General features: G+C 58.8%; 15 protein-coding genes. 9 read left to right on the plus strand and 6 right to left on the minus strand.

Annotated elements, in window-relative coordinates:
• Positions 1 to 65: 65 nt before the first annotated feature.
• Positions 66 to 995, minus strand: coding sequence for an AEC family transporter (locus ACR3E7_RS21890; RefSeq protein ID WP_170789836.1), 930 nt, complete (start codon positions 993 to 995; stop codon positions 66 to 68).
• A 192-nt stretch (positions 996 to 1,187) separates the two neighbouring features.
• Between ACR3E7_RS21890 and ACR3E7_RS21895 the strand changes: the two genes are divergently transcribed.
• Both ACR3E7_RS21895 and ACR3E7_RS21900 read left to right on the plus strand, forming a co-directional pair.
• Entirely contained in the window at positions 1,188 to 1,808 is a 621-nt protein-coding gene (locus ACR3E7_RS21895; RefSeq protein WP_170773104.1) for a TetR/AcrR family transcriptional regulator, read from the plus strand.
• A 95-nt stretch (positions 1,809 to 1,903) separates the two neighbouring features.
• A complete protein-coding gene (locus tag ACR3E7_RS21900) occupies positions 1,904 to 3,676 on the plus strand; it encodes a sugar phosphorylase (RefSeq protein ID WP_480505886.1) in 1,773 nt (590 codons plus the stop codon).
• Here ACR3E7_RS21900 and ACR3E7_RS21905 read toward each other — a convergent pair.
• The 5 genes from ACR3E7_RS21905 to ACR3E7_RS21925 form a co-directional block, all read right to left on the minus strand.
• Positions 3,660 to 4,889 carry a glycosyltransferase family protein gene (locus ACR3E7_RS21905; protein ID WP_480505888.1) on the minus strand — a complete coding sequence of 410 codons (1,230 nt, stop codon included), beginning with the start codon at positions 4,887 to 4,889 and terminating at the stop codon, positions 3,660 to 3,662. The two genes, ACR3E7_RS21900 and ACR3E7_RS21905, sit on opposite strands and share 17 nt — an antisense overlap.
• 18 nt (positions 4,890 to 4,907) lie before the next feature.
• Complete coding sequence (locus ACR3E7_RS21910; protein WP_480505890.1) at positions 4,908 to 5,669, minus strand: HAD-IIB family hydrolase; 762 nt, start codon at positions 5,667 to 5,669, stop codon at positions 4,908 to 4,910.
• A gap of 134 nt (positions 5,670 to 5,803) precedes the next feature.
• Positions 5,804 to 7,174: an HlyD family type I secretion periplasmic adaptor subunit gene (locus ACR3E7_RS21915; RefSeq protein ID WP_480505892.1), complete on the minus strand. Its 1,371-nt coding sequence runs from the start codon at positions 7,172 to 7,174 to the stop codon at positions 5,804 to 5,806.
• Positions 7,171 to 8,928 (minus strand): type I secretion system permease/ATPase, encoded by a 1,758-nt coding sequence (locus tag ACR3E7_RS21920; protein WP_480505894.1) that lies wholly within the window; start codon positions 8,926 to 8,928, stop codon positions 7,171 to 7,173. Before ACR3E7_RS21920 ends, ACR3E7_RS21915 begins: the two co-directional genes overlap by 4 nt.
• A gap of 61 nt (positions 8,929 to 8,989) precedes the next feature.
• Positions 8,990 to 13,177 (minus strand): beta strand repeat-containing protein, encoded by a 4,188-nt coding sequence (locus ACR3E7_RS21925; RefSeq protein ID WP_480505896.1) that lies wholly within the window; start codon positions 13,175 to 13,177, stop codon positions 8,990 to 8,992.
• A 341-nt stretch (positions 13,178 to 13,518) separates the two neighbouring features.
• On the opposite strand from ACR3E7_RS21925, the gene ACR3E7_RS21930 reads away from it, so the two are divergent.
• The 7 genes from ACR3E7_RS21930 to ACR3E7_RS21960 all read left to right on the plus strand — a co-directional run bounded on the left by ACR3E7_RS21930 (position 13,519) and on the right by ACR3E7_RS21960 (position 21,292).
• Positions 13,519 to 14,439, plus strand: coding sequence for a LysR family transcriptional regulator (locus tag ACR3E7_RS21930; protein WP_480505898.1), 921 nt, complete (start codon positions 13,519 to 13,521; stop codon positions 14,437 to 14,439).
• A gap of 263 nt (positions 14,440 to 14,702) precedes the next feature.
• Positions 14,703 to 16,286, plus strand: coding sequence for an ABC transporter substrate-binding protein (locus ACR3E7_RS21935; protein WP_170773089.1), 1,584 nt, complete (start codon positions 14,703 to 14,705; stop codon positions 16,284 to 16,286).
• 67 nt (positions 16,287 to 16,353) lie between these two features.
• Positions 16,354 to 17,448, plus strand: coding sequence for a M24 family metallopeptidase (locus ACR3E7_RS21940; RefSeq protein WP_480505900.1), 1,095 nt, complete (start codon positions 16,354 to 16,356; stop codon positions 17,446 to 17,448).
• The gene (locus ACR3E7_RS21945) at positions 17,448 to 18,455 is read left to right on the plus strand and encodes an ABC transporter permease subunit (protein ID WP_170789827.1); all 1,008 of its coding nucleotides are present in this window, start codon (positions 17,448 to 17,450) and stop codon (positions 18,453 to 18,455) included. Before ACR3E7_RS21940 ends, ACR3E7_RS21945 begins: the two co-directional genes overlap by 1 nt.
• Positions 18,455 to 19,357, plus strand: a complete 903-nt coding sequence (locus ACR3E7_RS21950) for an ABC transporter permease subunit (protein ID WP_480505902.1) — start codon at positions 18,455 to 18,457, stop codon at positions 19,355 to 19,357. Before ACR3E7_RS21945 ends, ACR3E7_RS21950 begins: the two co-directional genes overlap by 1 nt.
• A gap of 4 nt (positions 19,358 to 19,361) precedes the next feature.
• Positions 19,362 to 20,339 carry an ABC transporter ATP-binding protein gene (locus ACR3E7_RS21955; RefSeq protein ID WP_170789826.1) on the plus strand — a complete coding sequence of 326 codons (978 nt, stop codon included), beginning with the start codon at positions 19,362 to 19,364 and terminating at the stop codon, positions 20,337 to 20,339.
• Positions 20,336 to 21,292, plus strand: a complete 957-nt coding sequence (locus ACR3E7_RS21960; protein ID WP_480505904.1) for an ABC transporter ATP-binding protein — start codon at positions 20,336 to 20,338, stop codon at positions 21,290 to 21,292. The genes ACR3E7_RS21955 and ACR3E7_RS21960 overlap by 4 nt, the downstream gene beginning before the upstream one ends.
• Position 21,293: the final 1 nt, after the last annotated feature.

Here is a 21,293-nt window from a genome sequence, read left to right on the forward strand (position 1 = left end):
CGCCCAAAAGCCGCACGTAAAGTGCGGTGGACACTGGGTGCGCGCATTTTTCGGAAAGGTGATGATCAGGGCGTGCTGACCCACGCGATGACCAGTGGAACGGTCAGGATACTTGCGGCGGTCGACAGAAGGATAGCCGCCGATGCCCGATGAGGGGCGACGTTATAATGCGCGGCCAGCATATAGACATTTCCGGCGACCGGCAGCGCAGCGGCGGCAATGGCCACCGAGGCCGGAAAGGCGGCAATTGGCATGATCCACAGCAAGGCCACCGCCACACAGGCGGGATGAACCACCAGTTTGCAAAAACTCAACCACCCGGCGACCTGAACCCGTTCGGCGGATTTGGAGGCCAGCGACGCCCCGATGGCGAAAAGCGCGCCGGGTGTGGCTGCACCGCCAAGAATGGTCAGAAAGTCATTCAATGGCGCTGGGACAGGAAACTGCATGGCGGACCACAGCATTCCGGCCGAGATGGACACGATCATCGGGTTTTTTACCAGACCCAGTCCGATTAGTTTGAACGTGGCCGGGGCCAACCGCCCGTCGCGACCTGCATTGATCAGGATCACGATCAGCGACGAGAACACCACCAGATCAACGGTCAGCACCAGCATGACGGGGCCGATCGCGGCCTCGGTGAACAGAAGCGCGAGCATCGGAAGGCCCAGAAACCCCACGTTGCCGATAGCCGCGCACTGTGCCTCGACCGCGGCGGTTGGAATGTCGAGCCCGCGCAGCCAAGCGACGCAAGTGGCCAGTCCGTAGACGGCCACCGTGCCAATAAGATAGCCGATGACAAGGCGCGCGTTGAAAATCTCGGCGAAAGGCAGAGTGGCGGCAAACCGAAACAGCATCGCCGACAGGGCGAAATAGAACACGAATTTTGTCAGATAGGCCGTCGCCTCTTCGGTAAAAAAGCGGGTGCGACCGGCCCAGTATCCCAGGCCGATGATCGCGAAAAAAGGCAGGGTGCGCAAAAAGATATCGACCATGGCCGAAGTGTTAGCACGGTTTGGCAGAACGACAAGGCCGCGTATGTATGGTCATGGGGATCAAAGACCACGTTGGATACGTCTAGACAAAATTACCGGTTTTGTAGGGTTTCGGCGGCATCATTTTGTGCGAATCGTTGTGTCTGAACTAAACGGTTTATAAACTTTAACCTCTTCATCAACGGAGTGAGCATGTCAGAACCAGCCGCCATTTTGCGCACCGGACGCAAGTTCGATCAGGTATTGCGCGGTGCGCGCGAGGTGTTCATGGCGGATGGGTTCGAAGGCGCAAGTGTTGACGACATCGCGCGCGCGGCCGGGGTGTCAAAGGCGACGCTTTACAGCTATTTCCCTGATAAACGTCTGTTATTCATGGAAGTTGCGCAGACAGAATGTACCCTCATGGCCGAACACGTCGTGTCGATGGTGGACGATACGCTGCCGGTGCGCGACGTTCTGTTGATCACGGCCAAACAGTTGACCGCATTTCTTGTATCTGATTTTGCGCAACAGGTTTTTCGTATTTGCGTGGCCGAGCGCGACAGGTTCCCGGAACTGGGCCGCGCGTTTTTTGAGGCCGGGCCGAAACGCGGTACCGGCCACATTGCGGAGTATCTGCAACTGGCAGTCAAAAATGGCGAATTGGCGATTGAGGATGTGCAACTCGCGGCCGAGCAGTTCTCGGAGTTGTGTAAGGTGCGGATCTGGGCGCGGGCCGTTTTTGGAATTCAGAACCAGTTTTCGCAGGACGAAATAGATGCGGTCGCCTTGCAGGCGGTCGACATGTTCATGGCAAATTACGGGGTTCGATAGGTCGGGATTTGGTTAAACTTTAGGCATTGGGACGTGGCTCTGCGCGTCGCCTCAAGGCTGGGTTTGACTACGCCGGAATAATAGCGAACCATCGGGTGTATGAAACCAAAGGCCCGGAACTTTTGACCAGTGTGAATTCCAGTTTCTCGCGCCGGCTGGCTGAGCTTGTCGCGCAGATCTACCCTGACAAGGACGTGCCGGACATTGCGAAGCGCGTGTCCGAGGCGTTCTGGCCAACCGGCACACATCGTCGCAAACAAGGACGCAAGCCGGGCAATGGTCTTTGGTCCGAGAAAGACAGCGTTCTGATCACGTACGGCAATTCGATCGAAGATCAAGTGCACAAGCCGCTTGATCTGCTGCATGATTTTCTGATCCGTCACCTGAACGGGGTGGTCAACGGCGTTCATATCCTGCCGTTCTTTCCATTCACCTCCGATGATGGGTTCGCCGTATCGGATTATTACAGCGTCAGTACGCAGCTGGGAGGTTGGCCGGACATCACTCGGATTGCCAGTGATTTCCACCTGATGTCCGATCTTGTGCTGAACCATGTCTCAAGTCAGGGTATGTGGTTCACAAATTATCTGCAGGGTAAACCGCCACATAACCGGTTCTTTTTCGAAGCTTCACCCGAGGATGATCTGTCTGCGGTTGTCCGTCCTCGCACCACGCCGTTGTTGCGGCAAGTCGATACCAGCGAGGGCGAGAAATACGTTTGGTGCACTTTCAGCCACGATCAGGTCGATCTGGATTTCTCGAACCCCGAGGTTCTGATCGAGATGCTGCGGATCATCCGCCTGCACATCGACAAGGGCGTGCGTATTCTGCGCCTGGATGCGGTGGCGTTCGTGTGGAAAGAGATCGGAACGAATTGCATCCACCTGCCGCAAACGCACGCTATCGTGCAATTGTTGCGGTTGTTGTGCGACTATGCCACCGAAACGCTGGTTCTGCTTACGGAAACCAACGTGCCGCGGACTGAAAACCTCAGCTATTTCGGCAACCGGAACGAGGCGCACGCGGTTTATAACTTCCCTCTGCCGCCTTTGATCCTGCATGCGATGCAATCAGGTACGGCGCAATATCTGCGTGAATGGCAGGCCGCGATGCCACCCGCGCAGCTGGGCTGCGCCTATCTGAATTTCACCGCCAGCCATGACGGCATCGGGATGCGCCCCGCCGAGGGCGTTTTGCCGCCCGAGGAAAAGGACCGAATGATCGACACGGTGCGCCGGATCGGCGGATTGGTTTCGATGCGCGCGCTGCCCGACGGGCGCGAGGAACCCTATGAGCTTAACTGCGGGTATTTCGATGCCATGTCCGAGACGTTCCACGGCCCCGATCAATATCATCTGGCACGGTTCATCTGTTCGCAGACCATCGTAATGTCTTTGGAGGGGATACCAGCCTTTTTCATCCATTCCCTTCTGGCCACGCCCAATGATCACGAGGCCGTCGAACGGCGCGGCATGAACCGGGCGATCAACCGGCACCGCTGGCACTATCCCGATCTGTTGGCACGTCTGGCCGATCCGGGATCAAATCAAGCGCTGGTTTTGTCAGAGCTGTCCAAACGTCTGCGCCTGCGGTCGCAGCAACCGGCCTTTCACCCCAACGCCACGCAGTTTACCCTGCGGCTGGATGATCGCGTCTTTGGCATCTGGCGGCAGAGTCTGGATCGAAGCCAGTCGATCTTTGCGCTGCACAATGTCTCGGCTGAATTGGTCCATTTCAGCCCCGCCGAGATCAATATGATCGCCGAAGAGGTCTGGACCGACGCATTGACCGGCGAAATCCTAGCCACCAACGGCCCGGATATTGTTCTGGCTCCGTATCAGTGCCGCTGGATCACGAACGCGGGCTGAATTCGTCCAGATCGTCGGATACGGCGGCCTTGAGACGCAGCAGAAACTCGGGGTCGGCCGAATGCACTCGGTTCCATGTAGGGATGAACGGCGTCTCATGCGGGTTGTCCAGAAACACCTGCCCGGCGCGAATGATGTTTTCGGCGAACAGCTCGATGGACTTCTCTTCCTTGTGGCGGTCCAGTTCCAGCCCGTTCATCTTGGCATCGGTATAGTAACCCTCGAGCAGATCCAGCGCCGAGCGATAGTAGGTCGCCTTGAGCGTGCGGAACGTATTGGGCGTAAACACGGTGCCATCGGCGGCCAGTTTGCGGAAGATCGCCTTGCAGATATCGGTGGACATACGCGACAGGCCGCGATTTGCGTCCTCGGGCGAAAGGTCTTGATGTTTGTGGTCGTAATTGTCGGCAATCTCGACCTGACAGACGGATTTCGGGGCCAGATTACGCCATGCTTCAGACAATACGCCGATCTCTAGCCCCCAATCGGATGGAATGCGCAGGTCGGGCAGGGTGGGGGTGCGGATGGCGAACTCGCCCGACAGCGGATAGCGGAAACTGCGCAGGTAATCGAGGTAGTCGCGATCCCCGATCACCTTTTTAAGCGCGATCAGCAGCGGGCTAACCAGCAGGCGAGTGACGCGGCCGTTCAGCTTTCCGTTCCCGATGCGCGGGTAAAAGCCCTTGGCCATCTGGAACGGAAAGGTTGGGTTCACCACCGGATAGACCAGACGATCCAGCATTTGGCGATCATAGGTCACGATATCGCAATCATGGATCGCCATCACCGAACTGTCGGCGCAAGCCAGCAGATACCCTATGCAGGACCAAACATTCTTGCCCTTGCCCGGCTCTTGCGGCGCCAGTCCCAGTTCTTGCAGATGCGCCTGCAACGCAGTCAGGCGGGGGCTGTCATTCCAGATGACGGCATGGTTTTGCGGCAGATCGGCAAAGAACGCCCGCGCGTGGCGATATTGCGTCTCATCCGCTTGATCCAACCCAATAATGACGCGGTGCAGATAGGGCACTTGCGCCAGTTCGTGCAAAATCCCGGTCAATGCGGGACCTGCCAACTCTGAATAGAGGCAGGGCAGGATCAGAGTGATCTTGCGCGTCTCGGCAAAGACCGAGATTTCATGGGCCAACTGGCCAGCGGGTCTGCTGCGCAGGTTGTGCAGAGTGGTAATGTTTCCGTTCTGGTGAAAATCGGCCATGTCGTGCGCCTCGTTTTGTCAAAGATCCCGGGTCAGCGCCAAAATCGCGTCCGACCACCCTTGTGGACCTGCCTGTTTTGTTCTGAGAATGCGGGCTTCGGTATCGGACGGAAACTGCGATATCCCAACGCTGTGGGGGTTGTGCACGACCACGCCGTGATCGGCCAGCTCCAGCATCTCACGGTCATTCGGAGCATCCCCCAAAGCGATTGTCAGACGAGGGGTAAAGTGGCTGATAACCTCGCGCATCGCGTCCGCTTTGGTCGAGCCAAACGACAAGGTCAGAAATCGCCCACCCTGACGCGCGTGCAATCCGTGTTCCTGCGCGGCAGCAAGGAATGCTTCAAGGCCTGAAGTGGAGCCAGTCCACAGGCCCGGCTCGCTAAACCGACGCTGTCGGGCAAGCGACGCCTGCTGGGGGTCGAGGCCCGTCAAATTGGCGATCTCGCTATCGGACATATCCCCGAAGCCTTCAAATCCCTTGGGCAGTTCTGCGAGACTTGCGCGCAGCTTGGCATAACAGGTTTCGCCGCTATTGGGCTGGTCCGGCCATAGAACGCCCGAGCCGTTTTCAACGATGGCGGGCATCCCGACAAGCCCGAGTTCCTGTTGCAGAGGCAGAATTTCAGCCGCGGTTTTGCTGCTGGCCAAGACCAGACCGGCCTTCAGATAAGACAGGCGCTGAAGCCCGGGTTTGGCGGCTGCCCAGCTATAGTCGTGATGATCCAGCAGCGTCCCGTCGAGATCGGAAAAAACCAATAAATCAGGCGCGCGCGTCATGGCCGGGGAGGGGTCGTGCAGAGTTTCATATCGTGAAATTAGAAAACCATGCCCCAGCGAAGTAAATGAATAGCGGTGATAAATGCGCCAAAAGAACAACCCGCGCCTAAAAAATAGGCGCGGGGGTACCCAGGTCACTCGATAAACGTTTTGGCCAACCGGTCGCTGATAGGTTGCGACAGGTAGGTAAAGACTGCCCGTTCGCCGGTATTCACAAACAGATCGGCGGGCATTCCCGGCACCAGATCCAGTGCCGCGATCGCCTGCGGCTGATCGGCGTCCAATTTGACGCGGGCTTTGTAGTAAGCCTCGCCTGTGCGGTCGTCTTCCAGCGCGTCGGCTGAAATGTCGAAGATCTGACCATTGGCTTCGGGGACATCGGCCTGCGCGAAAGCGGACAGGCGGATACGCGTGGTTTGCCCGATATGCAGCTTGTCGATGTCACCGGTCTTGACGCGAGCTTCGACGATCAGGGCCTGATCGGCGGGCACGATGTCCATGATCGGCTCACCGGGTCGGATCACACCACCGGTCGTTGATACCGCCAGGTTCACCACACGGCCGCTGGTCGGGGCCAGAACCTGCGTGCGGTTCAGACGGGCCAGCGTTCCTGCAAATTGCGGACGGACCAGATCAAGCTGGGCTTCGACTACGGCCAGTTCTCCGGCGATGACCTCATCACGCAGTTTTTGCTGGCTGATCAGCGACAATTCCAGTTCCTGCACCTGGTTTTCGGCTTGCGCGATTTGCGTGCGCAGCGAGGCATCGACACCATTAAGACGCTCCAACTCGATCCGGCGGGCGCTGACGCGAGTGATGGCAACCAGACCTTTGGCCAACAAAGATTCCAGGTTGGTCAGCTCACCTTTGGTGATATCGATCTGGTTTTGAGTGCTTTGGCGTTGCTCATTCAAACCCGCGATCTGGGCACGCAGACCCGACACGCGCTGCGCGTTGATTTGGGCTTCGGTGTTGCGGGCGCGGGCCTCGGCATCGAAGAGTTGTTTCTGCGTCAGATAGGGCGAGACCCAATGCAGGCGCTCCATGCCTTCCTGAAAACCCGCAAATGCGGCAGCTTCGTCGAAGTGACCTTGGCCGCTCATCTGTGCCAGCAGACGGGCGCGGCGTACTGAAAGCTCGCCCAACTGGCTGCCCTGCACGCTAAGATCCACGTCGATCTCGGTGCTGTCGAGCCGCACGAGGGGTTGCCCGGCCTGCACAAACTCGCCATCCGTGACGAGGATTGCGTGAATGATGCCGCCATCCAGATGCTCGACCGTTTTGCGGTCGCCTTCGACCACGAACGAGGCAGGGGCAACTACTGCGCCGTCCAGTTTCGAGGCCAGGGCCCAATAGGCGCTGCCGCCGACAAAGGCCATCAGGGTGAAGACGCCGAACAGGATATAGCGTCCGATATTTGATGTGGTGTCGTTGATTTCCTTCAGCTGCGCCTCGTGAAAGGCAACTGCACCGTAGGATTGGGAGTGGGGAACCAAGTTTGTCATTGGGCTGCTCCGCTGATCTGAATTTCATTTGCAGGGCGTGGCGACGGGGTCGCAGCGCCGGGTTGATTGGGGGTATCAAGAACGTTGCGCCGGTTAACCTTCAGCACGTCGTCTTTGTCGCCGAATTGGGTCTGGTTACCGTCGCGCAGCACCATGACCTTGTTGGCCGCTTGCAGGGTGGCCGGACGGTGCGTCATCACGATCGAGATCGCTCGGCGGGCTTGCGCGGCCAGAATAGCGTCACGCAGAGCCTGTTCGCCTTCGGCATCCAAGTCCGAGTTCGGTTCGTCCAGAACCAGAACGAACGGATCACCATAGAGCGCGCGGGCCAGGGCCAGACGCTGGCGTTGACCACCCGACAGGAAAAAGCCCTTGCCGATGCGCGTTTCATAGCCGTCGGGCAGCGAGCTTATCAGCTCGTGCACACCGGCCTCGCGGGCGGCACGCAGAACTTCGGCGTCGTCGATGGCGATCGAGAAGCGGCCGATGTTTTCGCGGATCGTTCCGTCGAACAGCTCGACATCCTGCGGCAGATAGCCGATCTGTTTGCCGAGGTCTTCGTTGTTCCATTTCGATAAAGGGCTTCCATCCAGCAGAACCTCGCCGCGCTGCGGGAACCAGATCCCGGCCAGCATCTTGCCCAGCGTGGTCTTCCCTGATCCGCTATGTCCGATCACAGCCAGCACGTCACCCGGTTGCAGGCTGAAATCGATACCGCGGACCGTGGCGTTCATCGCACGCGGCGGACCAGCCTGCGCGATTTTGACGTCCAGAGATTTGAATGCGCGTGGCAGGTTCAGATTGGTCGGCGCTTCCGCATAATCCTCGGTCAGTTTCTTGATCTTGGCATAGGAACCGCGCGCGGCCAGGAAGGTGCGCCACTGGCCGATCAACTGGTCGATAGGCGACAAAGCGCGGGCCAGAACGATGGTTGCAGCGATCATCACACCGGCGGTGGATTCCCCGGTGATGGCCAGTGCGGCACCCAGACCCAGTATGGCTGATTGCAGGCCCATACGGATTGTTTTGGACAGTACCGAGAAGCTGGCCACACGGTCCGAGGCGCGCGTCTTGTACTGGTGCGCATCGGCTTGCAAGGCGGTCCAACGGCGCATCAGGTCTGACTTCATTCCCAGCGCATGCACAAGTTCGGCGTTCTTGTCGCTGGTGTTGAACAGCGCGTCAGAACGTCCACGCGCCTGCGAGGCTTGCTCCATTGGGCCGCGGGCGCGCGAGTTGTTGATCAATGCCATGATGGTCAAGGTCAGCGCGCCGACCAGACCCAGCAGGCCCAGCAGTGGGTGCAGAACATACAGCACCATCAAATAGATCGGGATCCAAGGGGCGTCGAAAAAGGCGATCAGGGTCGTGCCCGAGATGAACTCGCGGAAGCCGTTGACATCCTCGACCAGATGCTCGCCGGCGTCGCTTTCGCCCTGCACCCGGCGGCGCATCGCAGCGCTGAGGACGGGGGCACCCACGGTCAGCTCGAACCGGGCGGCCAGACGGCCCAGGATGCGCATCCGCATCAGGTCAAGGCAGGCGATTACAATGAAAACACCAACCAGAAGAACGGACAGAGCGATCAGTGTGTCGACGTTCTGGCTGGTCAGAACACGGTCATAGACCTGTAGCATGTAAAGCGGCCCGGCCAGCATAAGCAGGTTCAGAAACAGGCTGAAGAAGGCGACCGCAACAAAACCCTTGCGCAGTGACCCCCAGGCAATTTTGACGGGATTGGCTTGCTTGAACATTTCTTTGACCCTTTCCGGTTTGAAGAACGGGGCGACCCAAGGCCGCCCCGCAGTTGGTCAGTTACGCGACAAAGTCGTCGTCGCTCAGGTCGGTGCTGTTGACACCGGCGAGGCGGACGGACCCTTCACTGCCGAAGGTGATGACCGCGTCGTCGCCATCTTGTGCAACGCTGACACTGCCGTCGAAGTCGGGTCCGAATTCGCCGAACTGGAGCTGGTCCAGACCGACTTCGAAGTCCTGAATGACGTCATTGCCGAAGTTGCCTTCGAAGACGAAGGTGTCGTTGCCTGCGCCACCGATCAGGATGTCATCGCCACCCTCACCGTTCAGCACATCGTCACCGGCCTGACCGTTCAGGGTGTTGGACCCCGAGTTGCCCGACAGGATGTCGTCGCCACCATTCGGGCTGCCAGCGTTGTTCGAGCCGTTGATGTTTTCGAACCCAAACACCTGATCCAGGATTGCACCATCGGGTGCATTGACCTGTGCAACGCCGTTGCCTTCTTCATCCAGATCCAGAACAACGCCCGGCCCTGCAGTGAACAGCGCGGTGTCGATCCCTTCGCCACCGATGATCACGTCGGCACCTCCGAAGGAATGGATCGCGTCATTGCCGGCACCACCGTCGAGGATGTTGAACTCGTTGTTGCCAAGGATCAGGTCATCCCCGTCCGAGCCTACAACGTTTTCGAAGTCATCAACTTCGGCGACGATCTGGCCATTCTGGATGATGGCACCGTCCTGCGGACCTTCATCACCGCTGCCAGCAGGGTTCGGCGAAGGACCGCTGAGGTCCAGATCAACGGTTACACCGTCAAAGCTGGAGACGTCGATCGTGTCGCTGTCATCCGAGCCGACAACCCGCTCGATCGAGCGCAGGATGTCCACTTCGATCTGGTTGTCGATGACGTCCTCGCCGATGACACCTGTGCCACCAGTGGCTTCGGTATCCAGCGTTGCACCAGCATCTACCAGCGTGTCCTGCACGACCGGGCCGTTCTGACCAGCAGGTGCATTGTGCAAGTGCACAGCCGAGACAACACCCGGGATCGGCGTCAACAGATCAGCTTCGTTCAGGCCCGTCACGCTCAACTCGCTGGAATAGGTGACTTCACCGGTTTCCAGGTTTTGAGTGACGACGAGGGTCGCCTGACCGGTCGCTTCGCTGTCGGATGTAGGACCAGGCTCCTGCGAGGCGTCCAGACCGCCGCTCAGCGTGACAGTACGGATGCCATTCTCGGTCACGTCGCTGTCAACCAGCAGTTGCCCGCGAATTTCACCAGCCGGGAAGTCCGATGTGTGGATGTTGTAGTACAGGTTGCCCTGGACTGCCTGCTCCACGAACTCGGCGCCGTTGGTGATGGACGATCCGAACTGATCCGGTGCTGCAACAACCGCGTCGGTGACGGTGACGTTAAAGCCTGTGTCACGTGTGGCAGTGCCATTGCCGTTTGCATCCAGGCTGACTTCGACCGCGACATCCAGATCCGAGAAATCGGCTGTGTCGATGCCTTCGCCACCGTCGATGAAGTCATTGCCAAGACCGCCGGTGATGACGTTGTCTGCGTCGCCTGCGATCAGAACGTCATCTCCTGCGCCGCCCGAGATATCACCGTTGGTGGTGCCCAGGTCGACAAAGATGTCGTCGCCGTCGCTCAGCAGAACGTTGCCGTTGATCACGCCTTCGTCGTCGTTGACGATGGTCACGAAGCCTGCATCCGATGCGTCGATCGCATTGACCGTGCCGCGGATTTCGCCTTCGTTCAGGATCGCGCCAACCAGGTTCAGGCCGCCATCAACGCGGATACCTGCTGCGGCGTCCGAGTCCTCGGAACCGGCGATCAGGCCTTCGTTGACCACAACACCCGCGAAAGAGGCGTCGTCCTGGCTGGTGAACAGGCGCAGACCGTCACCGACCTGGTTGCCTTCCAGCGCATCTCCACGACCTTGCAGCGTACCTTCGTTGATGACTGCAGCGGACACGATGTCCCCCGACTCGTCGCCGGTTTGCAACGAAACGGCGGAACCGTTATTCCCTTCGCCTGCATCGACCAGACCCGAGTTGGTGAAGCTGTAGTTGTCAGCAGTGCCATCGGCATAGACGGTGCCGTTGCGCTGATCGCCAGTGCCAAGGATTTCGCCTTCGTTGACAACATCCAGACCGATCCCGTCGATGTTCACCGCACGGCTGTCCGATGTCACAGTGCCGCGGTTGACGAACGAGCCGCCTGTGTGATCACCGGCGCCAAAGTACACACCGTTCTGGCCGCCTTCGAACAGACCGCCTTCTTCGTTGATCAGCTGACCTTGGAAGTTGACGTTGTTCACCGCACGGAACGCACCGACGGTGCCGTTTGCACCTTCGGATGCAACGGTGCCCGAGTTGGTGATGGTGCCCGAGAACGTGCCCGTGTTGCCGACATTGCCAATACGGATGCCGTCTCCGGCGCCGTTGGTGCCTGCCGCCGCGTTGCCGCGACCCTGGATGGTGCCTTCGTTGTTCAGCTCAAAGCTGTTCTCGCCTGCAATCTCAGCGCCAAAGCCCGAACCTTCATTGCCTTCGCCCGCATCGACCACACCGGTCGAGAGGTTGTTGAAGGTAAAGTCCTGCGCGGTGCCATCGGCATAGACTGTTCCGTTGCGCTGATTGTCGGTGCCAAGGATGTCACCGGCGTTGTTCACTTCCAGACCGATGCCATCAATGTTGAACGCGCGGCTGTCGGACGAGATGGTCCCGCCTTCCAGGTTGTTGAACACACCACTGGTGTGATCTGCGCCCTCACCGTTGACCGGGTTGCCGAAATAGACACCGTTCTGCACGCCCGAGATATCGCCCGAGTTGTTGAACTCACCCTGGAACGAAACGCCGTTTACGAAGCGTACGCCAGCAACGGTACCGTTTGCGCCTTCCGAGTCGATGGTGCCGGTGTTGTTGATGACCGCATCGGTGGTGCCGATGTTGCCGACGTTGCCGATCCGCACGCCGTCACCGGCTGCGTTTGTGCCCGCTGCGGCGTTGCCGCGGCCCTGGATCGTACCGGCGTTGTCCAGCGTGAACGAGGTCACGCCGTCTGGTGCGTCACCGATTTCAACACCAAAGCCCGAGCCTTGGTTGTGCTCGCCCGCGTCGATGGTCCCGGTTACGAGGTTGTTGACCGAGAAATCATCGGCGGTGCCATCGGCATAGACAGTGCCGTTGCGCTGATCGTCGGTGCCCAGAATGTCGCCACCGTTGATCAAGTTAACGCCTGTGCCGTCGATGTTTACGGCGCGGCTGTCGGATTGGATGGTGCCAAAGTTCAGAACGTCAAGATCATGTTCACCCTGGCCGATATACAGACCGTTCGCGGCACCTTCGATCACCCCGGTCGAGGTGTTCAGGATTTCGCCTTCGGTGTTGGCGCCGTCGGCGATGCGGATACCACCGGCAGTGCCTTGGGTGCTTTCCGACGTAATCAGGCCGCTGTTGACGATTTCGGTTTCTAGGATGGTGCCCTCGGCGCCGTTGTCGACGCGGATGCCGTCGCCGGCCAGCGATGTGTTCGATGCTGCCTGACCGCGACCCTGAATGGTTGCGCCAAAGCCGTTGAAGATGTCGGTTTCGACACGATCGCCGACCTCGTCACCCACCTGCAGCGATACACCTGCGCCCTGGTTGCCTTCACCTGCGTCAACGGTGCCGCCCGTGAAGTTCGAGATCGAGACGTCCTCGGCGGTCGAGTTGGTGTAGATGGTGCCGTTGCGCTGATCGCCGGTGCCGATGATGTCACCAAAGTTGCGAACGTCGATTCCCTGGCCCTGAATGTCCACAGCCCGGCTGTCCGAGCTGATCACGCCGCCTGCAAAGTTGTCAAGGCTGCCCGAGCTTTCGGCGCCAGCAAATTGTACGCCGTTGAATTCGCCCACGATCTCGCCAAAATTGCGGATTGAGGCGCTGCCTGTGACCTGAACACCGGTTGCCAGCGCGTCAGGGCCGTTGTTGGCTTCGATACGGCCGGTGGCGAAGTTGAAGATGTCGACGTCCTGGCCTTGGGCTTGAACAGCGGCAACTGCGTTGTTGGTGATGATTTCACCAAAGTTCAGCAGACGCGAAAAGTCGTTTGCCAGTACAAAAGCCGGGGTGTCATCAACCACGGTGCTTTGCGCGAAGTTGTTAATTAGAGTCTGACCATCACGAGAGGTCTCTTGCGCCAGCGTGGACGTCGTCAAGAGACGTGCGCGAAGGCTGCTCAGAAGTTGGGACAGCATTGGATACTCCGTCAAAAATTGTTTCGTTTTGCAGATCGCTCGCTGCGATGGGCGTTCCGCGTATCAAAGGGGTAGCCAGCCGTGCCGGTCAGCTAAAATTCATCCTTCGAATTGGGGGTATAACCAACGCAAATACTCACGTTATTCGTGAAGATTTTGAGCGTCGCTTGGCGTAAAAACAATGACTTAGCCGAAATCAGATCACTTCGGTAAACTATTCGGTTGCGACAGTTGACACTTATGTGACCAGACGTGATCGTGTTTTCATACACGAGGGGTAGCATTGGGGTAAGAATTGGTCGGCCCGCAGGGGTGCGACTCGGTTTTTATAGTTTGCGAAAATGAATTTCAGAGATTTGGAATATGTCTTGGCCATCGCCAAACATGGCCAGTTCAGTCAGGCCGCCGCGGCCTGCAATGTCTCGCAACCCGCATTGTCCAATCAGGTCAAGAAACTTGAGCAAGAGTTGGGAGCTGAACTGTTTCTGCGCCTCAATAACGAAGTGCGTCCGACAGCCTGTGGTCTACAAGTTCTGCGCATTGCCGAACGTGTTCTGAACGATGCGCAAAAGATCCGCGATACGGCGACTCAGTTCCGCGACCCCGAGGCGGTTCCCTACACTATAGGGATGACGCCGACGCTGGCCCCTTATCTGACGCAGTATTTCTCGGACCTGTTCAGCGCCCTGTTCCCGAACATGCGCGTGACGATGATCGAGGATCTGCCGCATAACATGTTGCGCATGGTAGAAGATCACACATTGGATCTTGCACTGGTCGCCAAGGTCAACAACACCGAGACGCTGGAGTTCACCTCGATCTGGTCCGAGCCGTTGTTTCTTGCGGTGCGCGAGGGGCATCCGCTTTGCACCCTTCCATCAATTGCCCCCGAAGACGTGCCGCGTCACGATTTCATCCGCCTGCCGCATAGTTTCGGCTATGAGCTGGAAAACAGGCTGCCCAAGATCGACCCGGTAAATCGCGCCAGCAAACGGTTCGATCTGACCGCCCTGCGGTTCGAGACGATCTGTCGGCATATTTGTCATTCCGATGATTGCACAATCGTGTCGGCCTTGGCAGCCGAGCAATTCAAACGCGACCGCTGGCCTTTGTGCTTTATCCCCTTCGACGCACCGGGCAACCTGCGTGATCTGGGCGCGGCGACCCGTCCGGGCTGTCCAAGACGGCCGCTTTTGGATCGGATCGGGGCGTTCGTTCTGGAACAGCCTCCGGTCGGTGTAGCCCCAACATTCCAGACGTGATCGCGGAAAACCGAAAACTTGCGCTGTATCAAAGTCGGCGCGATTGATTCCCCTCAAAGCTAGGAACAGAACCGGGCCGTTCCACGCCGGATGGCTGTCTTTGCGTATGCACGCGCTCGCGGACTCGTTAACTTTGTTGACAATGGATTTTGTATTTTGGATACATTGAGCAGTGATTTCGCGGCGGCAAGCGTTGCCAAAGAGTGTTCTGACAAAAAAGCACTAAGCGAAAACCAAACGAACGACATTTTTGGGAGAAACTCATGAAACTTAAGTTTTTGGCCGCAACCGCAGCGATTGCGTTGTCCAGCGCTGCGGCACAGGCAAATACGTTGGTCTATTGCTCGGAAGGCTCGCCCGAAGGTTTTGACCCGGCGCTGTTCACCGCTGGCACCACCTTTGATGCGTCCTCGCACCCGATCTACAACCGCTTGCTGGAATTTGAGACCGGCACCACCAATGTGATCCCAGGCTTGGCCGAAAGCGTCGAGGCCAGCGATGACGGTCTGGAATATACGTTCAAGCTGCGTCAGGGCGTCAAATTCCACTCGAATGACGAATTCACCCCAACCCGCGACTTTAACGCCGATGACGTGATCTTCTCGTTCATGCGCCAGAAGGATGAAGGCCACCCATATAATCAGGTGTCTGGCGGTACGTGGGAATATTTCCAGGGCATGGGTATGCCCGATCTGGTCGAGTCCATAGAAAAGATCGACGACTACACGGTGAAATTCACGCTGTCCAAACCCGAGGCGCCTTTTGTCGCAAACATGGCGATGGATTTTGCCTCGATCCTGTCGGCTGAATATGCCGATGCGATGATGGAAGCGGGCACACCTGAAAAGCTGAACACCGCGCCTATCGGCACCGGCCCGTTCTCATTCGTGGCCTATCAGAAAGACGCCGTGATCCGCTATGCGCAGAACGCTGATTACTGGAAAGCACCGGCGGATGTGAGCAATCTGATCTTTGCGATTACGCCTGATGCGTCGGTCCGTTATCAAAAGCTGAAGGCGGGTGAATGCCACATCATGCCTTATCCGAACCCCGCCGACATTCAGGCGATGCAGGATGACGCGGACATCAACATGATGGAGCAAGAAGGCCTGAACGTGGGTTATCTGGCTTACAACACCACGATGGAGCCGTTCGACAACCCGAAGGTGCGCAAAGCGCTGAACATGGCGATCGACAAGCAGGCGATCATCGATGTGGTGTTCCAGGGCTCGGGGCAAGCGGCCAAGAACCCGATTCCGCCGACCATGTGGGGTTACAACGAGGCCATCACCGACGATGCCTATGATCCCGAAGCGGCCAAGGCGATGCTGGAAGCCGAAGGCGTCAGCGATCTGTCGATGAAAGTCTGGGCGATGCCGGTTCAACGCCCCTATAACCCGAACGCCCGCCGCATGGCCGAGCTGATCCAGGCAGATTTCGCCAAGGTCGGTGTGGATGTCGAGATCGTCTCCTATGAATGGGGCGAGTACCTGTCACGCTCTAAAGAACTGAACCGCGACGGTGCTGTTCTGCTGGGTTGGACCGGTGACAATGGCGATCCAGATAACTTCCTGGCCGTGCTGCTGGGCTGTGACGGCCGCGAAGCCTCGAACCGTGCACAATGGTGCCACGAGCCTTTCGAAGATCTGATCCTGAAGGCCAAGCAGACCACCGATCAGGCCGAGCGCACCAAGCTGTATGAAGAGGCGCAGGTCATCTTCAAAGAGCAAGCCCCATGGGCCACCATCGCACACTCGGTCGTTTACATGCCGATGCGCAACGAAGTGCAGGGCTACAAGGTCCACCCGCTGGGCGGCCACATCTTCTACGGCGTCAGCGTCGAATAAATTATCACTCACGGATCGGAGCCGCCCGCGTGGCGGCTCCGGTTTTCTTTTTTGGAGGTCGGCCCTCATGCCGGATTTGTCCGAGTACCGTCAACTGGCAACGGACATGTCAGTCGATGCCGTGGCCCTCGTGCCCGGTCCCAATTTCACCCGCGCGTTGGGGAAACCCTTCATGAGCCACGAGCGACCCTTTGTGGTCGTTATCCCGGCCCAAGGTAGTCCCGCCGCGATTGTCCCCAATCTGGAGCTTGGCACCTGGGCGCTGGTCGGCTTTGACGGTGCCGTGTTCGATTGGATGGACCAGGCGGGCTATGACAGCGCTTTTGCCGGCTTGGCCGCGCACATGCCGCTGACATCGCTGGCCGTCGAAGGGCAAGTGATGCGGGTCTTTGTGTCGAAGGCTTTCACCAACGCGCTGCCCGATCTGCGCATTGTGGATGCCGAACGCGAAATCTCGGGCTTGCGGATCATAAAGACCGATGACGATATCGCGGCACTGCAAGCGGCAATTGATATCTCGGAACGCGCGCTGGAGCGTGTGATAGCCGATGTGCGCGTCGGACAGACGGAAAAACAGATCGAACAGGCGCTGATTCAGGCACTGTTCGCCGAGGGTGCGGCCTCATTGGCGTTCGCGCCGATTGTGGCGGCTGGTGACAATTCGGCCCAACCGCATGGCAAGGCGCGTGCGGACTATCAGATCAAACCCGGCGACGCGTTGTTGTTCGATTTTGGCGCGCGCAAACACGGCTTTGCCGCCGATATCACCCGCACTTTCTTTGTGGCCGAAGTTTCAGACGAGGGCAGGGATGTCTACGACACCGTCCTGCGTGCTAACCTCGAAGGGTTCAACGCCTGCCGCCCCGGTGCTACGGCGCATGACATCGACGATGCCGTCACCCGCGTGCTTGAGGCATCGCCTTATGCTGACCGTATACGCACCAAAACCGGGCACGGGTTGGGCCGCGATGTGCATGAAGCGCCCTATATCATGCGTGGAAATCATCAGGACATCCTTCCCGGCATGGTCTGGACCAATGAGCCGGGGCTTTATGACCTCGGAAATTTTGGTGTTCGAATCGAAGATGATGTTCTGGTGACGCAGGATGGCTGCCGGTCACTGACCCGCTTTCCCAAAGATCTCACAATCATAGGTCGCTGATGTTTGGCTACTTCCTTTCGCGCCTTGGAATGTTCGTTCCGACATTTCTGGGCGTGACGCTGATTTCCTTCATGTTCATCCGGGTGCTGCCCGGCGATCCCATCATCGTCATGGCCGGAGAACGCGGTATGACTGAAGAACGCTATCAAGAGATGGTGGTCAAGCTGGGCTTTGACAAACCGGTGCTGCAGCAATACTGGGACTATCTGGTCGGCGTTATGCATGGCGACTTGGGCGAAAGCTTTGTCACTAAGAAACCGGTCTGGGATGAGTTCTTTGCCCTGTTCCCAGCCACGCTGGAACTGTCGATCTGCGCAATGATCTTTGCGGTGGCTCTGGGCTTACCTGCGGGTGTGATTGCAGCCGTGAACCGAGGCAGGTTCTTTGACCGCGCGTTGATGTCCTCGGCTTTGGTTGGCTATTCGATGCCGATCTTCTGGTGGGCCCTGCTGCTGATCATCGTGTTCTCGGGCAATCTGGGTTGGACGCCGGTATCGGGGCGGATCGACCTGCTGTATTACTTCCCCAGCGTGACCGGGTTCATGCTGATCGACAGCCTGCTATCAGGGCAGGAGGGGGCGTTTACGTCAGCCGTGCGTCACTTGATCCTGCCGACCATCGTACTGGGCACCATCCCGCTGGCGGTGATCGCGCGCCAGACTCGCTCGGCCATGTTGGAAGTTTTGGGCGAGGATTACATTCGCACCGCCCGCGCCAAGGGCCTTTCACCCACGCGGATCAACGGGCTGCATGCGCTGCGCAACGCTCTGATCCCGGTGATAACAGTGATCGGCCTGTCGGTCGGCACGCTGCTGGCCGGTGCGATCCTGACCGAGACAATCTTTAGCTGGCCGGGAATCGGCAAGTGGATGGTCGACAGTATTTTCCGCCGCGACTACCCGGTGGTGCAGGGCGGGCTGCTGATGATCGCTGTGATCGTGATGCTGGTGAACCTGCTGGTCGATGTCCTTTACGGCATCATCAATCCCAAAATCCGGAGGCGGTGATGGCCGAGCTTTCCGCAACCACCCCCAAGACCGAGGACCGCCCAAGCGCCCTGCGCGAATTCTGGTTCTATTTCAGCGAAAACCGCGGCGCGGTGATCGGGTTGTATGTGTTCATGGTCTTCGTAATCTGCGCGGCCTTTGCGCCTTTGCTGGCGCCCTACGACCCGACAGAGCAGTTCCGCGACCACATCCTGCAACCCCCCGCGTGGCAAGAGGGCGGCAGCTGGGCCTTTCCGCTGGGCACCGATCCGTTGGGGCGGGATATGCTGTCGCGGCTGATCATGGGATCACGCTATTCCTTCTTTGTGGGCATCGTTGTTGTCTGTGTGGCCGTGACGGGCGGCGTGATCATCGGGCTTTTGTCCGGCTTTGCGCCGAAATGGGTCGATACGCTGATCATGCGGGTGATGGATATCATCCTGTCCTTCCCCTCGCTGCTGTTGGCGCTGGTGCTGGTGGCTATTCTTGGGCCGTCGCTGACCAATGCGATGATCGCTATCGCCATCGTTTTTCAGCCGCATTACGTGCGCCTGACCCGAGCCTCGGTTCTGTCTGAGCGACAGAAAGACTATGTGACCTCGGCCCGTGTGGCGGGCGCGGGCAAGGCGCGGCTGATGTTCAAGACTGTGCTGCCCAACTGTCTGGCCCCGATCATCGTGCAGGCGGCGCTGTCCTTCTCGACCGCCATTCTGGACGCCGCCGCGCTTGGATTTCTGGGGATGGGCGCGCAGCCACCCACGCCGGAATGGGGCACCATGCTGGCCGAGGCGCGTGAGTTCATTCTGCGCGCTTGGTGGGTCGTCACCTTCCCCGGCCTTGCCATTCTGGTCACGGTGCTGGCGATCAACCTGATGGGCGACGGCCTGCGCGACGCACTGGACCCGAAACTGAAGCGGAGCTGACGATATGAGTTTGTTGGATATCCGAAACCTCACTGTCGAATTCGCCACCGCCTCGGGCAAATTCCGCGCCGTGGACGGGGTGGACTTGACCGTCGATAGGGGCGAACTGATGGCCATCGTCGGCGAAAGCGGCTCGGGCAAATCCGTGTCGATGCTGGCGTTGATGGGCCTGTTGCCGTGGACCGCTACGATCACTGCCGACCAGCTGAGTTTCGAGGGCATAGACCTGACCAAAATTTCGGCCCGCGACCGGCGTAAGATCATCGGCAAGGACATCGCCATGATCTTTCAGGAGCCGATGTCGTCGCTCAACCCCTGTTTCACCGTGGGCTTCCAGATCAAAGAAGCGCTGCGCATCCATCTGGGCCTGAACCGCAAAGACCGCCACCAACGTGCGATCGAGTTGTTTGATCAGGTCGGCATTCCCGCGCCGGAAAGCCGGTTGAACACTTTTCCGCACCAGATGTCAGGGGGGATGAACCAGCGGGTCATGATCGCCATGGCGATTGCCTGCAACCCCAAGCTGCTGATCGCTGATGAGCCGACAACAGCGCTGGACGTCACCATTCAGGCGCAAATTCTCGATCTGCTGGTGCGGCTGCGCGATGAACAGGGGATGGGTCTGGTTTTGATCACCCACGATATGGGCGTTGTGGCCGAAACCGCCGAACGGGTGCAGGTACAATATGCCGGTCAGAAGGTCGAGGAACAACCGGTCAAAGACCTGTTCCGCACCCCGCGCCACCCCTATACCTCGGCGCTGCTCAGCGCGCTGCCGGAACGGGCGACCTCTAAAATGTTGCCGACGATTCCGGGTGTGGTGCCGGGGCAGTTCGACCGCCCCAAAGGCTGTCTGTTCAGCCCACGCTGTCAGTTCGCCGATGTCACCTGTCAGGCCATCCCGCCCACACCGCATAGCGATTTGTTCGGCAAGGCGCGGTGTCACCATGTCGAAAGAATTGCAGCCGGAGAAATGGCATGACAGCTCCTATCGTTCAGGCAAACGCGCTGGCGCGACACTATGAGGTCAAGGGCGGGCTGTTGTCTAAATCGGCCACGGTCAAGGCCTTGTCCGGCGTCGATTTCGCGATGCAACCGGGCAAGACACTGGCGATTGTCGGCGAGTCGGGCTGCGGTAAGTCCACGCTAGCGCGCGTCGTCACAATGATCGAAGAGCCGACCTCGGGCACGTTGTCCATTGACGGGGTCGATATCACCCCGTCGAAATGGGCGCAGATGCGCGATACGGTGCAGATCGTGTTTCAAGACCCCTATGGCTCATTGAACCCACGCCAGCGGATTGGGCAAATTCTGCAGGAGCCGCTGATCATCAACCGCCCTGACATGTCTGCCGCCGACCGCGAAGCACGGGCGCGCGAGATGATTGATCTGGTCGGGCTGCGGTCGGAACACTATGACCGCTATCCGCACATGTTCTCGGGCGGTCAACGTCAGCGGATCGCAATTGCACGCGCGCTGATGCTGAACCCCAAAGTGCTGGTGCTGGACGAGCCGGTCTCGGCCTTGGACGTGTCGATACAGTCGCAAATCCTGAACCTTCTGGTCGAATTGCAAGAGCGCCTGAACCTTGCCTATCTGTTCATCTCGCATGACCTGTCGGTAGTTAAACACTTCGCCGATGATGTGATCGTTATGTATCTGGGCCGCGCGGTCGAGCACGCCACGAAAGGCCAACTGTTCGCCGCCCCCCGTCATCCCTATTCTAAGGCGCTGTTATCGACCACGCCGCGCGCGGACCCTGAGGCGCGCAAGGAACGGATCAAGCTGGAGGGCGAGTTGCCCTCACCCATGAACATCCCCAAAGGCTGCGCTTTTGCGCAAAGATGTTGGCTCGCAACAGATGAATGCCGCGCAGCCCCGCCCGAGCTGTCGGGCGAAGCCCATCGCGTGGCCTGTTTGCATCCGCTGGACTGAC

The organism is Ruegeria sp. BK1 (assembly GCF_056535645.1).